Origin of the sequence: Bradyrhizobium forestalis (assembly GCF_002795245.1) — a bacterium.
GTDB classification, from domain to species: Bacteria; Pseudomonadota; Alphaproteobacteria; order Rhizobiales; family Xanthobacteraceae; genus Bradyrhizobium; species Bradyrhizobium forestalis.
The window spans coordinates 27750-42287 of sequence record NZ_PGVG01000032.1; the positions used below are offsets into that span (position 1 = coordinate 27750).

Annotated in this window: 8 protein-coding genes; all 8 read right to left on the reverse strand. The window is 67.5% G+C overall.

Annotated features, from left to right (window positions below; all coding sequences use genetic code 11):
- The 8 genes from addA to coaBC all read right to left on the reverse strand — a co-directional run bounded on the left by addA (position 1) and on the right by coaBC (position 14484).
- Positions 1-3510, reverse strand: a complete 3510-nt coding sequence (gene addA / locus CVM73_RS29120; RefSeq protein WP_167407126.1) for a double-strand break repair helicase AddA — start codon at positions 3508-3510, stop codon at positions 1-3.
- Positions 3504-6650, reverse strand: a complete 3147-nt coding sequence (gene addB, locus CVM73_RS29125; protein ID WP_100235232.1) for a double-strand break repair protein AddB — start codon at positions 6648-6650, stop codon at positions 3504-3506. The genes addA and addB overlap by 7 nt, the downstream gene beginning before the upstream one ends.
- 248 nt (positions 6651-6898) lie before the next feature.
- The gene (locus CVM73_RS29130) at positions 6899-7621 is read right to left on the reverse strand and encodes a nucleotidyltransferase family protein (protein ID WP_100235233.1); all 723 of its coding nucleotides are present in this window, start codon (positions 7619-7621) and stop codon (positions 6899-6901) included.
- A 119-nt stretch (positions 7622-7740) separates the two neighbouring features.
- Positions 7741-8058, reverse strand: a complete 318-nt coding sequence (locus tag CVM73_RS29135; protein ID WP_100235234.1) for a PilZ domain-containing protein — start codon at positions 8056-8058, stop codon at positions 7741-7743.
- An 87-nt stretch (positions 8059-8145) separates the two neighbouring features.
- Positions 8146-9702 carry a tRNA (adenosine(37)-N6)-threonylcarbamoyltransferase complex ATPase subunit type 1 TsaE gene (gene tsaE / locus CVM73_RS29140; RefSeq protein ID WP_100235235.1) on the reverse strand — a complete coding sequence of 519 codons (1557 nt, stop codon included), beginning with the start codon at positions 9700-9702 and terminating at the stop codon, positions 8146-8148.
- Positions 9699-12203 (reverse strand): sensor histidine kinase, encoded by a 2505-nt coding sequence (locus CVM73_RS29145; protein ID WP_100235236.1) that lies wholly within the window; start codon positions 12201-12203, stop codon positions 9699-9701. The genes tsaE and CVM73_RS29145 overlap by 4 nt, the downstream gene beginning before the upstream one ends.
- A gap of 374 nt (positions 12204-12577) precedes the next feature.
- Positions 12578-13036 (reverse strand): dUTP diphosphatase, encoded by a 459-nt coding sequence (gene dut / locus CVM73_RS29150; RefSeq protein WP_100235237.1) that lies wholly within the window; start codon positions 13034-13036, stop codon positions 12578-12580.
- Entirely contained in the window at positions 13033-14484 is a 1452-nt protein-coding gene (coaBC, locus tag CVM73_RS29155) for a bifunctional phosphopantothenoylcysteine decarboxylase/phosphopantothenate--cysteine ligase CoaBC (protein ID WP_100235238.1), read from the reverse strand. The genes dut and coaBC overlap by 4 nt, the downstream gene beginning before the upstream one ends.
- Positions 14485-14538 lie beyond the last annotated feature (54 nt).

Genomic DNA, 14538 nt, shown 5'->3' on the forward strand with positions numbered 1-14538 from the left:
CTATGAACGGCTCCTTGCCGGGTCAAGGACGCTCACACCGAGATGAAGGGATGCCAGCGCCGCGTCCAGCGCGGGGGCCGAAATCTCCATATATTCAAGGGCCTCGGTCCAGAGCAGCACGGCCCGGATGGGCCTTTCGGGATAAAGCCGGGCCAGCACCGCCCGGTACAGCGCAAGCTGGCGGACATAGGCGGCGGGCGCCTCCGTGGCGCTCTTCGGCGCGGCTTGGTTGGTCTTGAAATCGACGATCAGGACCTCCGTGGGGCCGACGACCAGCCGGTCGATCTGTCCCGACACCAGGGCCGGGGTGCGGCCCGGGCGCTCCAGCCGGCCGACGATCGAGACTTCCGCCCGGCTGCCGGCGGCAAACACCGGAGCGAAACGCGGTTCATTGATCAAGGCGAGCACCTTGTCGGCCAGCGCAATGCGGTCGGCCTCCGCCCAGTCCGAGGCGTTGCGCGCCATGAAGCCGAGCGCGGCCTCGCGCCGGCGCTCCATGGCGATGTCGGGCAGGGATTGCAGGAGACGATGCACCAGCGTGCCGCGTTGCAGCGCGAGGGCGCGGGACTGGATTGATTCGCCTGATCGTACGCTGCGGCCCTCCTCGGCAGACTGGCCCGAGGGACGCACGGGATCGTCGTCAATGGTCTCGCGCGGCGCCGGTGTCCGCAGCCAGTCCGGCAACGCGATGGTCTGGTGCGCGGATGTCGCGGGCGCGCCCAGCGCCGCAACGTCCTCCGGCCGGGCGAACCGGGTCACCTTTCCGAGCGCCGTCTCGATCACCTGCTTGTCGAGGCCTGAGCCGGCGAGCCCGGCGTTGACGAGGTCGTACCAGCTCAGCTTGCGGACCGTCTTCATGTTGCCGGGCATGCAGCCGCCGACGATCAGCCGGTCCGCCGCGCGCGTCATCGCGACGTAGAGCAGGCGGCGATACTCGTCCTCGGTCTCCTCGATCATCGCCTTGCGTGCGTCAGCGACGGGCTTGGGATCATCAGCCTTGCGCCCGGCCCAGACCACGACCTCGCCGCCATTGCCGCGCGGCACGTGGATCAGCCGCAGCCGCTGCGAGTCCGCGGGCGACGATGTCGTGTCGACCATGAACACGACGGAGGCCTCGAGGCCCTTCGCGCCGTGCACGGTCATCACGCGCACCTCGTCGCGCGAGATCTCCATGTCGCGCTTCACCTCGGTGTCGGCCGAGCGCAACCAGGCCATGAAGCCTTGCAGCGAGGCCGGCGCCTTGCGCTCGTAGCTCAGCGCCAGCTCGAGGAATTCGTCGAGCGCGTCATTGGCCTCATGGCCGAGCCGGCGCAGGATGCGCGCGCGCCCGCCGTCGCCCCCTAACAGCCAGGCGTAGAAGGCGAACGGCGTCTCCTCGCGCGCACGCATCTCGCAGGCTTCCAGGCGCCGCAATGCCGTGGCGAACTTTTCGCTCGTGGCCGCATGCTCGCCGAGCGCGCGGCGCAGCGAGCCCTTGCGGTCCCAGGCGAGCTGGAACAGGTCGTCGTCATCGAGCCCGAACAGCGGGCTTTTCAGCGCCACCGCGAGCGCGAGATCGTCTTGCGGCAGCAGCAGCGCGTCGGCAAGGTTCATCAGGTCGATGATCGCGATGTGCTCGGTGAGCTTGAGGCGGTCGGCGCCGGCGACCGGAATGTTGGCGTGCTTCAGCGCCTGGATCACGGCATCGAATGCGTTGCCGCGCCGGCGCACCAGGATCAGCATGTCGCCATAACGCAGGGGACGCCGTTCGCCTTCGTGCCCCGTCAGCGTGCCGCTCTCGACCAGCCGCTTGATCTCGGCCTGGATGCGGCGCGCGAGCTTGACCTCGGGGCTGGTGACGGCGACGCCGTCGAACGGCGCGCGCCAGCCCTCGATGTCCTGCCGATCGTCGGCCTCGGCGAGATCCCACAGCTCGATCACGCTCGGCCCGGCGTCCGCGAGCGCGTTGTGCAGGGGATGGCCGATCTCGACCGAGTGGATGCTCTTGTAGATCTCCGGCTCGCGGAAGACGCGGTCGACCGAGTGCAGGATCGCAGCGCCCGAGCGGAACGAATAGGTGAAGGCGACCGGATCGAATTTCAGCCCGGCGGCGGTGAACTTGCGATGCAGCTCGCGCCGCCGCGCATCGAATTCGTGGGGAGCCGCGCCCTGGAACGAGAAGATCGACTGCTTCTCGTCGCCCACCGCGAACACCGTGCGGTTCAACCCTTCTCGCGCGCCCTCGCCGGCGGTGAACTCCGAAATGATGTGCGCGACGATGTCCCATTGCCGCGGACTGGTGTCCTGCGCCTCGTCGATCAGAACGTGGTCGACGCCTCGGTCGAGCTTGTAATGCACCCAGCCCGAGGAGATGCGATCCAGCATCGCCAGCGTCTTGTCGATCAGATCGTCATAGTCGAGCAGCCCGCGCTCCTGCTTCTCGCGGCGGTAATTCGCGGCAGCCGCGGTCGCGATGTGCAGCAGGGCCGCGGTGCGGTCGCGCAGGGTCACTGCGCGGCGCTTCTCGATCAATCCACTGATGCGCTGCGCTTCGGCTTCGAACAAGCGTGCGACGGACGGGTTGTGGTCGCAAAACTTCTTGGTCAGCACCGCCTTGCGCGGCAGCTTGTCGTCGGTGAGGAAGACGCTGAGGTAAGCGTCGACCTGGGCTGCGCTGGAAAACACCTTTGCCTCGCGGAGGCGGCCAGCCTGGTCGTTGTCCGATTTGCTGCCGTCCTCCAGCGCGAATGCGAGGTCGTCCCAGCGCGATCGCGGCAGGAACGGGCCATCCAGAATTTCCGTCTCGACGTCCTCGATGCGGTCGCTCGCGTCGACGCCCAGCACCGCCGCCATCTGCGCGGCAGCGGCCTCCGCGTTGCCGGCCTCGTCGGTCCAGGCCATGAAGTGGTCGCGGCTCAGACAAGCCTCGCGCACGACCTCCTTGAAGGTAACATCGGCGGCGCTGGCCATCGCGGTCAGCAGCGCGCGGCCGGTGACGCTCTCCGGATCGCGCGCGGCCTCCAGCAGCACCTTCAGATTGGCGCGCTCCATCATGTCGGTCTGGTCGCGCTCGTCGATCACGGCAAAGCGCGCCGGGACATTGGCCTCGAACGGAAACTGCTGGAGCAGGCGCGTGCACAGCGCGTGGATGGTCTGCACCTTCAGCCCGCCCGGCGTCTCCAGCGCGCAGGCGAACAGTTTTCGCGCGTCGCGGCGCAGTTTTGCGCTGGGATGCGGAATGCCGACGGCGCGGATCGCGGCATCGAGCCCGGTGTCGTCCAGCGTTACCCAATGACCAAGCGTAGTGAACACGCGCTCGGCCATGTTGGCGGCGGCGGCCTTGGTGAAGGTGATGCAGAGAATCTTCTCCGGCGGCACGCCCGATAGCAACAGGCGGATCACCCGCTGCACCAGCACATGGGTCTTGCCGGAGCCGGCATTCGCCGACACGAAGGCCGATGCGGTCGGATCGGACGCACGCGCCTGCCGCGCGCGCACCTCGTCGGGGATGGGACGCGGCGCCTTCACCATTCCTCGATCCCCAATCCGCCGGCTGCCGACCATTCCTTGATCCGCGCGAGATCGTCATAGGTGCCGTAGCGGTTCGCCCACATCGGCAGGTTCAGTGAGGTATAGGCCTGGTTCTCGTCCTCGAAGGCACGGATCAGCGCCTCAAGCTTGGCCCGCGCCTCGGCGGCCGCGGTGTCCGGTGGCTGCGGCTCGTCGCCCTGCTTGTACTTGAGTTCGAGGATGCGCTCCTCGCCCGGCGGGTTGTTGCCGCTGAGGCGGACATAGACGAGCTGGCTCACGGAGGAGCCGGCGTCGATATCAGGGAATCCGCCCTCGCGCAGGATCGCGGCTTCCAGCGTCAGCTGCGGCGACAGGCCCATGCGGACCTGCTTGCCGGTCGGTGGCTGCCCGGTCTTGTAGTCGAGAATGGCGTAGCTGCCGCCCTGGCGGCGCTCGATGCGGTCGGCGCGGGCGGAGAGGCGAAAGCTGCGCTGATGGTCGAGCATGATCGAGATCTCGCCATGGGTCTCCGCGACGATCGCCCCGATCGCATCGCGCCGCGCCGTCTCCCATTCGCCGAACCAGCGCGCGATGCGCTGGAAGCGCGGCCACCACAGCGCCCGCGCCTCGGGCCGTTCCATCAGCGGCGCAAAATGCTTCTCGCCGATCGCGCGCAGCACGCGCGCGGGATCGTCGGGCAGACGCGTCGCATAAACTTCCGTGAATTCGCCGATCGCTTCGTGAATCGCCGAGCCACGGTCTGCGGCCGACAGCGGCATGTCGACGGGATCGAGCGCATCGAGCCGCAGAATGTACCTGGCATAGATCGTGTAGGGATCGCGCAGCCAGTCCTCGATCGCGGTGACGGACATCTTCAACGGCCGCGTCGCGCGCGGCGGTCGCGGCTCGGGCTGCTTGATCGGCGTGACCTCGTCGGGCTGGTCCAGTGCGGCTGCGAACTGCACATACTTCTCGCCGGCGCGAATGGCCGTCTTCCAGAGCTCGTCGCCCGCCACCGCTTCCAACCGATGAAGAAAGCGCGAAGCGACGGCAGGCGCGCCGCCGGCCTTCGCGGAATGCGTGAGGATCACTTCATCCCCTCCAAGCAGCTGCGCGAAGTCGTGGGCGGAGAGGCCGATACGGCGCTCCGGCAGATCGAGGCCGAGCTCGTGCCGCATCGGCCGGCTGAGCCAGGGATCGATCCGCGGCGCCGGCGGCCAGACGCCTTCGATCAGGCCGCCGACGATGATGCGGTCAGCCTGCATCAGGCGCGATTCCAGCGGGCCGTAGATCTGCAGGCGCGCGCCCGGCCTGTCGCGCCGCCGCACCGCGCGATCGCCGAACGCGGTCTGGAAGACGTCGGGGTAATCCGACAGCGGCACCATCAATCCGCTGGTCGTGCCGCCGCGCAGGAGATCGTCAAAGGCGCTGGCGAGCGAAAGACCATCGCGCTCCTCGAAGGCGAGCGGGATGCCCTGCTCGTCGCGCGACAGCTCGATCATGATCTCGCGATGCCGGTGCGCGAGCTCGGCGAAGTCATATGGCTTCGACGGCGGCAGGCTCTCGATCGGCGCCAACGCCTTCTGCAAGGCATTGATCAGCGCCTGGATGCGATCGAGATCCTCGGCTTTGAGACGTGCGCGCGGCTCGGCTTTGTGGAGAGCGGAGACCTCGCTGCGCCACAGCTTTGCCAGCTCCTCGCGAAAACGGTCGAATTCGCGCAAGAGGCCGGTCGTGCCCGCAGGCGGACGCGTGCCGCGCAAGACCGCGAGCTCGAGGCCTTCAATCGCCGCTTTCCACGCACCGGGCGCGCGGCCGAGCCGGCACAGCGGGTGCTTCAGCATCGCCAGCAATGTCGGCGGCTCCAGGCCCTTGGTCGCCGCCTCTGCTGCGAGGCGAGCAAAAGTGCCGGCGGGCGTTTCCATCAAGACGTCGCCGCCGGAATCGTCGAAGGCAAGATCCCATCGGGTCAGCGCCGCCATCACCCGCCGCGCCAGCGCGCGGTCGGGCGTCACCAGCGCCGCAGATTTGTCGAGATGCCGCGCCTCGCGCATCGCAATGGCGATCGCAAGCGCTTCCATTTCAGGGTTGGGAGCCTCGACGACCGCGAGACTTCTCATGCCGCCGGAGATTTTCGCGGCGACCTCAGGCTGCTTCAGCCGGTCGTGCCAGACTTCCGTCTTGGCGGACGGCCGCATCGACTCCGACGCGAGCAGGTCGCGGCCGCCTTCCGCCGGCGGCTGAAGAATCTCGACATCGCTGCGTTTGATGCCTAAGCGCTGCAGCAGCGCATGCATGGCATATTGCGGATGGTTCGAGGCCGGATGCTCTGCGAACTTGCCGAGCGCGTCGCGCACGCCGCCGATGGTGCGCCAGGCATCGTCGTCGAGATCGGTGTCGAGGCCCGGCAGCACCACCGCGCCATGCGGCAGCGCGGCGATCGCATGCAGGAATTTCGCGGTGGCCGGCATCGAGCCGGTCGAGCCCGCCGCGATCACGGGCCCGTTCGGATGCGCGGTCAATCGCTTGGCTTCCGCCGCGATCAGCAGATCGCGCCGCGCCGCAGGCTCGATGCGGTTGATCTCGGCGAGATGATTGGGCCAGGCAATGCGGGCGATGCGCAAGAATTCGAGCGAGTGCTGCCAGTAGCGGTCGAGGTTATCAGGCACCAGGCCGTCGAGCGCGCTCCAGTCGACGCCGCGCGTCACCATGTCGTCGATCAGGCGGGCGAGATCGGAAGCCAGCGCCAGCGTCGAGGCAGGGCCGCCGACCACCAGCGGCGCCAGCACCGGGCCCTTGGCCCAGGCGGCGACGAGCTGCGCCAGTGTCAGCCGCCGTTCGAGCTCGCCCAGCCGCGGCGGGATGTCGAGCGGCGTTGCGCCGGAGAACTGCTCGCCCTCGTCGGCGAAAGCGAGCTCGTCCTCGTCGATATCGCCGAGCGCGACGATGCGCGGCAGCACCACCGCGTCCGATTTCATCTCGTCGAGAAAGATCTCGCGCACGACGCGCATCGCGCGCCGTGTCGGCAGATAGAGCGTGGCGTCGGCCAGCCGCGCCGGTTCCTTGCGCGCCTCGAAGCCGTCCACCAGCCGGCCGTCGAGCAGGGCCGTAACGACCGTGCGCAGGAACGGAACTGAGATGGGAACGCTGAAAACGCGCATGAGCTGCCTGATTCGGGAATCAGGCGCCAATATAGGGAGGCGAGCCCGAATGGTCATGGGTCGGCGCGAGGTCTTCCCCGCTGTTCGCCGGCATCACCATTCTCGTGCCCCGGACGCAGCGCAGCACGTAGTGATGCGCTGCTGAGCCGGGGGCCCAGATTACTTCGTTCCGCAAGTGAGGATGGGCTGGGTCCCGGCTCTGCGGAGCGGCACGTTGTGCCGCTCCGCGTACGGGACACGAGAGAGCCCTACGCCACGCTCTCCAAAAACGCCTCTTCCGCCGCATGCACCGCATCAGGCGTGCCGACATGCATCCAGACGCCGTCGAGGCGCAGGCCGAACAGCCGCTCCTGCTCGTTGGCGCGGTCGAACATCTTTGTCAGCGAGAATTCGCCCTTTGGCGCGTCCGCAAAGATCGCCGGCGACATGATTGCCGCGCCGGCATAGACGAACGGAACGACCTCTTTTTCCTTGCGCTTGCGCAAGGCGCCGTCGGGCAGCATGCCGTAGTCGCCGCGGCCGCTATAGCCGATGCTGGTTGCGGTCGGCGCCATCAGCAGCAGGATATCCATGCGCGCCGGGTCGAAATTCTCAGCGAGCCGCGTCAGGTTCGAGCGCACGCCGTCGATCCACAGCGTGTCGGAATTGACGTGGAAGAACGGCGCATCGCCGAGCAGCGGCAGTGCCTTGACCACGCCACCGCCGGTGCCGAGCACCTGGTCGCGCTCGTCCGAAATGGTCACGCGCGGATGCTGGCGTGATGCGGTGTGATCGATGATCTGGTCTGGCAGGTAGTGCACATTGACCACTGCTTCGGTCACGCCCGCCTGACCGAGCTTGTCGAGCACGTGGTCGAGCAGCGGCTGGCCCGCCACCGGCACCATCGGCTTCGGCATCTTGTCCGTCAGCGGACGCATGCGCAGGCCAAACCCTGCGGCGAGCACCATGGCTTTGGTCGGTTTGACGGACATCCTTTGCTTTCTCAGACCTTTCGCGTTCGCAGCAAATCCTAGCACGGGGCTTGATCAGCCGCACCGCGTCTCAACCGCCTTAACCACCCGCCGTGACGGTTGTACGACGGGTGTTGCCGTCACGCCCCAACGGCTGTGGAACGTGCCTTTTTCCTCTTGTCGCCGACCTTGAGGAAATTGACGCCGATCTGGTCGCCATTGACCCAGGCCAGTTCGCAGCGCCGGTATGCCAAGCCGGTGGACGACAGCAGGAGAAAGAATTCCTTCAAGTGCAGGCCTTCGACCGAGCCGTCGATGGTCAGCTTGGCGCCGCTCTCGGAGACGTCCTCCATGGTGCAGTCGCGCCGCCAGGTGCCGTCGATTCCCATCATCTGGGCCGGAATCCCGCGTTCGAAAACAACCCGGCTGTTGCCGCGCTGGTCCGTCTTCACCGCCATCTGCACCGCTCCAGCCCCGTATTTATCCGGCTGCCTCGCCGTCAGAATACCGAGGTCTTGGCTAACAGCCGGTAAATCGGCCCCAAATCAGGCTTGAGACGCCCCTTGCGACGGTTCTTGAGACGGTCCTTGGGGCGGCGGGACGTTGGCGAGATACCAGTCGCGCAAAGCGCCGAGCGCAGGATGCGCCAGCGAGCGCTGGAGATAGGTCCAGATCCGCGGCTGGTGGCGCAGATAATGCGGCTTGCCGTCGCGCCGGTTGAGCCGGGCGAAGGTGCCGAGCAGGCGCGTGTTCCGCTGCGCCGACATGATGGCATAGAGCTCGGCGAATCCGGCCGCATCGAAGCTCGCATCAGCCGCGCGCCGCGCCTTGATGTAGCGCGACAGCAACGTCAGCTCGAGCGTCTCCGGCACGTCGATGCGGGCATCCTGCAGCAGCGACACCACGTCGTAGGATTGTGGCCCGAGCACGGCGTCCTGGAAATCGATCACGCCGACGCGTTCGATGCCGCTGCGATGCTCAAGCCAGATCAGGTTCGGCGAGTGATAGTCGCGGATGATCCACGTCCGCGGCGCCGCCAGCGGCTTCTTCAGCAGCTCGCGCCACATCGCGAAAAACTCCGCGCGCGCCGGCTCGCTCAACGGCGCGTTGCGATCAGGCAGATACCATTCCGGCATCAATCCGATTTCGATCAAGAGCGCCTCGGCGTCGAAGACGGGGATCTCGTAGGTTTGCCCGTCCAGCGGCAGCATCTCCGGCAGCGTCTTGCCGTGCAGCCCGGCCAGCACATCGGTGGCGGCCTCGTAGCGCTCGGCAATCGGGCGCGGCGGATCGCCCTCGATCACGCCTTCGCTGCCAAAGTCCTCGGTGATCAGGAAGCCGTGGTCGAGATCGGAATGATGGATCGCGGGCGCGGAGATTCCCTGCGCGCGCAGGCCTTCGTCGATGGCGACGAACGGTCGTACATTTTCGGCGAGATGCACCGCGGCGCTGTAGGATTTTCCGTTGTAGAGGGCCGCGCCGTCGGGCCGCTGCGGGAAGTTCATGAGGATGACGATCTCGTCGCCGCGCAGCAGCCGCGCATAAGAGCGGGTCGAGGCGTCGCCATTCATACGCCGTCGCGTCGCGTCGATATAGCCGGACACGTCGAGGAATTCGCGCAGCGCCTTCAGCCGCGCGACTTGCGCGGCGCTCTTGCCGTGGCCGGTGATGTCGGCGGCGCGTGCGTTCGATCCCAGCGCCGGCCGGTGCGTCAGCGCGATGTCGATGCGGTCTTGCGGCATCGCCGACGGCGCGCGCTCCGGCCATTCGATCAGGACGAGCGTGGCTTCCGGGAGCGGCGACAGCCCGATCTCCTCGAGCTCGCTCTCGTCCTCGACGCGGTAGAGGTCGGCGTGCAGCACCGGGAAGGGCGGCAGCTCATAGCCCTGCACCAGCGTGAAGGTCGGGCTCGGCACCTCCAGCGCCTCGTCGCCGGCGAGGTAGCGGATCAGGCTGCGCGCCGCCGCGGTCTTGCCGGCGCCGAGATCGCCGGTGAGGGTGATGACGTCACCGGGACCGACCAGCAGCGCGAGGTCGGCCATCAGCTGTGCAGTGGCCGTCTCGTTGTGGAGCGCGACGGAGAATGTGATTGATTCCGTCATTCGGCGGCGTCGCGATGCGCCGCCTGGTCGGTCGGGAAATCGCAGATCACGACCGTGCCCCGGCCGACGATCGAATCCACCCGCACCTTGCCGCCATGCAGCTCGACGAAGGAGCGCACCAGCGACAGGCCGAGCCCGGCGCCGCGGTGACGCGAGCCCTGGGAGCGGCTTTCGAACCAGTTGAACACCTTGTCCTTCATGTCGGCGGGTATTCCAGGTCCGGAATCTGTCACGGTGAAGACCACGGAGCGTTCGGTGCGCCGCGCGCTGATGCCGACGGTGGAATCCTGTGGAGAAAACCCGACGGCGTTGGCGAGGAGGTTATAGAGCACCTGCACCACGCGCTTCTCGTCGCCGATGAAGCTGCCGACATCGGGCGCGATCTCGACCTTGAGGCGGATGCGGTCGGTGGCGAGCCGGTCCTGGATGCCCTCCGCCGCGAGCTCGATGGCCTTGCTGACATCGACCTGGCCGAGTTCCAGCTTCATCGCGCCGGCATCGATGGTGGCGAGATCCAGGATGTTGTTGGTGAGCGCGAGCAGCGCGTTGGTCGATTTGGTGACGTAGTCGAGATATTCGGCCTGCTTCGGCGTCAGCGGCCCGGTCGAGGGATCGCTGAGGAAATGCGCGAAGCCGATGATGGTGGTGAGCGGCGAGCGCAGCTCGTAGGAGACGTGGTGGACGAAATCCACCTTCATCTGGTCGGCGGCCTCCAGCGCCTCGTTGCGCTCGCGCAGCGCGCGCTCGACATTCTCGGTGTCGGTGATGTCCTGGAACGTCAGCATGGTGGCGCCGTCGGGCAGCGGCCGGATCATGCCGTCGAGCACGCTGCCGTCCTTGCGCTCCAGCTTCAGCGGCACATCGGCGCGGTTCTCGATCGAGGTGATAGCCTCGCGGATCTGGCGCCAGACCACGGGGTCGTCGAACAGCTGATGGCACCAGCCTTCCACCGTCTGGATATGCGGCTCGTCGCGCATGGCGTCGCTCGACAGCTTCCACATCCGGACGAAGGCCGGGTTGAACAGCTGCGCCTTGCCGTTGCTGCCGAACACCGCGACGCCCTCGGCGAGGCTGTCCAGCGTCTCGCGCTGAACCCGGATCAGGCCGTCAAAGCGGCGGGCGAGGTCGAGGCTTTCGGTGACGTCATCGAACAGATAGGTGACGCCGCCCTCCGGGTTCGGCGTGGTGACCACCGAGAGCGCGCGGCCGTCGGGCAGGAACCAGGTGTCCTTGGCGGTCTCGACCGCGCGATAGGCTTCGTGCAGCTTGGCTTTCCAGGCGCGGAAATCCGGCTGCTCCGGCAATTTGCGCGCGGCGCGGAGCTGGTCGAGGACGCTGGAATCATCAGGATTGGCGTCGAGGAAGCTGCGGTCGAGGTCCCACAGCCGGCGATAGGAATCGTTGTAGAAGGCGAGGCGGCGATGGCCGTCGAACACGGCGACGCCGGAGGAGAGCTGGTCCAGCGTGCGGCGGTGCGCCTCCGCCATGCGCACCAGCGCCGAGCTCAGCGCATCCGCCTCGCTGGCATCGATGGCGACGCCGACGCTGCCGCTGCCGACATTGACGGCGCGGACGTCGTAGATGCGCCGCTCTCCGCCGATCACGATCGGCAGCCGCGAATTGAAATGGGCCGCGTCCTTCAGCCCCCGCTCCATCGCGGTGCGGTCGGCGCTGTCGAGCAGCTCGAGCTTGCGCTCCTGGGCATCGGTGACGCTGTGCGCCTCGGTGGCGCGGACATAGGCCGGGTTGGCGTAGGTCAGCGCGCCGTTCTCGCCCTTGGCCCAGATCGGCCAGGGTGCGGCGGCGGCGAAGCCGCGCAGCATCTCGGTCTCGTCGGAGAGTGCCTTGTAGCGCAGATGGGTCTCGGCCAAATCGCGACGCAGTCCGGAGAGTTCGCGAATCCTGACAATGGCCTGGCCGCCGATGGCACGCCCGATGGCTTCCAGCGTGTGGCCGTGCGCGGTGGTCAGCGTCAGCTGGAACCCGTCGCCGCGATCGCGCAGCGCGTCGACCGCATGATCCATCTGCAGCGCAGGTTCCGGCGGCAGCCAGGTTCCGAATGCCAGCACACGCTGCGGGGAGGCATCGCGCGGCAGCACCATGGAGAAATCGCCGGAAATCTGCGCGCGATTGTCGCCGGCCGGCCAGGAGATCAGGATCTGCGGCTCGGCAAACAGCAGCGCGCCGAAGCGGTCGGCCTGGAGTTGCAGTTCCCCGATCCGTGCGCGCAGCCGCGCCTCGTTCTTCGCCGTGCGCACCCGCGTGCGCATCAAGAGGATCGCGGCCACCACCGAGAAGCCGAGCAGCGCCAGCGCGGTGGCGAGCACCGCGAGTTCCTGCCGGTTGAAATCCAGCATGATGGAGAGGGTGTCGACGAGGTCGGCGGCCTCAGCCGGCGCAGCCGGCAGCAGTGCTGCGAGCGCGCCTCCCACCAAGCCGCTGCGCGCCAGCGATGTGCACGACAGCAGCGTCCGACGCATCGACACGATCACGCCTGACATAGTTGCCCCAAGACCGCACGGATTTACGCTCGGCGACCCCCGCCGCACGCGAATCAAAAGACAATACCCCCACCGCGACTCTGCCGGTAAGAGTCCAGATCGTGAACGCAAAGGCGGCCCTCCAAAAATGCCGGGCGCGGTTCCGGAGTCACGTAATTCTTCGGGTGATTCGGCTGGAGCTGCCGTGCGTTAGCGAATCGTGGGGATCTGCTTGCCGCGACGCAGGTGTGCTCCCTCCCCGCCTGCGGGAGAGGGCAGGGGAGAGGGTGTCTCCGCATCGGGACAATCCCCTAGAGGATAGAACCCTCACCCGCGTTGCTTCGCTCCGCGACCTCTCCTGCAAGCGGGAGAGGTGAAGCCAACTCGCAGTCGGGCTAGCGGCCGGTCGAGCCGAAGCCGCCGGCGCCGCGATCGGTCGCCGACAAGGTGGCCACGGGAACCAGCGCGGCCTGCACCACGGGCGCGAGCACCATCTGGGCGATGCGCTCGCCGCGCTTGATCACGAAGGGCGCTGCACCGTGGTTGATCAGGATCACCTTGATCTCGCCGCGGTAGTCCGCATCGATCGTGCCCGGCGAGTTCAGCACGGTGACGCCGTGCTTGGCGGCAAGCCCCGAGCGCGGCCGCACCTGGGCCTCGTGTCCGGGCGGCAAGGCGATCGCGAGCCCCGTCGGCACCAGCGCATATTGGCCCGGCGCGAGCGTCAGCGGCTCGGCGTCCGAAACCGCGGCCATCAGATCGAGGCCGGCTGCCTCCGTCGTCTGATAGGTCGGCAACGGCAGACCTTCGGCATGGGCGAGGCGTTGCAGTTCGACCGTGACCTTCGTGCTCAAGATGCCGTCTCCCGGGATTTGCCGGTCACGCTCCTTGCGACATGCGCGACCAGTTCGATGGCGACCTGTTCCTTGGTCATCACCGGCCAGGAATCAACCGCGATCTCGCCGTCCTTCCCACCATTCTTGCGGCTGAGGAGATGGACCGTGTTGCGGTCGCCGCCCATCACGCCGGTCGCCGGCGAGACGTCGTTGGCGACGATCCAGTCGCAGCCCTTGCGCGCGAGCTTGGACTTGGCGTTGTCGATGAGGTGCTCGGTCTCGGCGGCGAAGCCGATCACCAGCGGCGGGCGCTTGTCGGTCAGTTTCGAGATCGTGGCGAGGATGTCGGGGTTCTCGACCAGTTGAAGCGGCGGCATGCCGGCCGCGGTCTTTTTCAGCTTCTGCTCGCCCTCATTGGCGACGCGCCAATCGGCGACCGCGGCGGCGAAGATCGCGATGTCGGCGGGGAGCGCGGCCTGCACCTGCTCCAGCATCTGCCGCGCCGATTCCACATGCTTCACGGTGACACCAGCGGGATCGTCGAGATCGACCGGGCCGCTCACCAAAATCACTTCGGCGCCGGCGGCCTGTGCGGCGGCGGCAATGGCAAAACCCTGCTTGCCGGAGGAGCGGTTGGCGATGTAGCGCACCGGATCGATCGGCTCGTGCGTGGGGCCTGCGGTGATCAGCATGCGCTTGCCGGCGAGCGGCTTCGGCACCGGCGGCCGCAGCAGGCGCTCGGCGGCTTTGGCGATCTCGATGGCTTCCGACATGCGGCCGATACCGGCTTCACCCGCTTCGGCCATCTCGCCCGAGTTCGGGCCGATCAGCACCACGCCGTCGCGCTGGAGCTGCGCGACGTTGCGGCGCGTCGCCGCGTTGCTCCACATCAGCGGATTCATCGCCGGCGCCAGCAGCACCTTGCGGTTGGTCGCGAGCAGGATGGCGCTGGCGAGATCGTCGGCGTGGCCGTTCGCCATTTTCGCCAACAGGTCGGCCGTCGCGGGCGCCACCACGATCAGGTCGCAGTCGCGCGCCAGCCGAATGTGCCCGGCGTCGAACTCGCTCTGCGGGTCGAACAGGTCAGTATAGACGCGCTCATGGGAGAGCGCGCTCACCGCCAGCGGCGTTACGAATTGCTGCGCCGCCTTGGTCAGCACGCAGCGGACCTCGACGCGGCGCTCCTTCAGCCGCCGGATCAGGTCGAGCGACTTATAGGCCGCGATCCCGCCGCCGATGATCAGGGTGACGCTGGCCTCGGGAAGGGCGCCGGTGCGCTGGGGCGTCGGGGCGGTGGACACTGCCGGGGGCGCCGAAAATGGCGTCAGCGGCTCCTCGCGGCCCTCGATCAGCTCCCGCAGGATGACCCGGACCTCTTCCTCGACCGACCTGCGGTTCTTGGCCGAGCGCAGCCGCAAATAGGTTTTGACGGCGTCGTCGAGCTTGCGGATGGTCAGGCTTGCCATGACGCCCTCCAGCACGAAATGATAGCGATGCTATCATTCGTGTGATTGCAGTGC

Bases quoted from the DNA above. Each gene is read 5' to 3' on its own strand.
- CVM73_RS29145 (WP_100235236.1), bottom strand. From the start codon at position 12,203: ATGTCAGGCGTGATCGTGTCGATGCGTCGGACGCTGCTGTCGTGCACA.
- addA (WP_167407126.1), bottom strand. From the start codon at position 3,510: ATGGTGAAGGCGCCGCGTCCCATCCCCGACGAGGTGCGCGCGCGGCAG.
- coaBC (WP_100235238.1), bottom strand. From the start codon at position 14,484: ATGGCAAGCCTGACCATCCGCAAGCTCGACGACGCCGTCAAAACCTAT.
- addB (WP_100235232.1), bottom strand. From the start codon at position 6,650: ATGCGCGTTTTCAGCGTTCCCATCTCAGTTCCGTTCCTGCGCACGGTC.
- CVM73_RS29135 (WP_100235234.1), bottom strand. From the start codon at position 8,058: ATGGCGGTGAAGACGGACCAGCGCGGCAACAGCCGGGTTGTTTTCGAA.
- tsaE (WP_100235235.1), bottom strand. From the start codon at position 9,702: ATGACGGAATCAATCACATTCTCCGTCGCGCTCCACAACGAGACGGCC.
- CVM73_RS29130 (WP_100235233.1), bottom strand. From the start codon at position 7,621: ATGTCCGTCAAACCGACCAAAGCCATGGTGCTCGCCGCAGGGTTTGGC.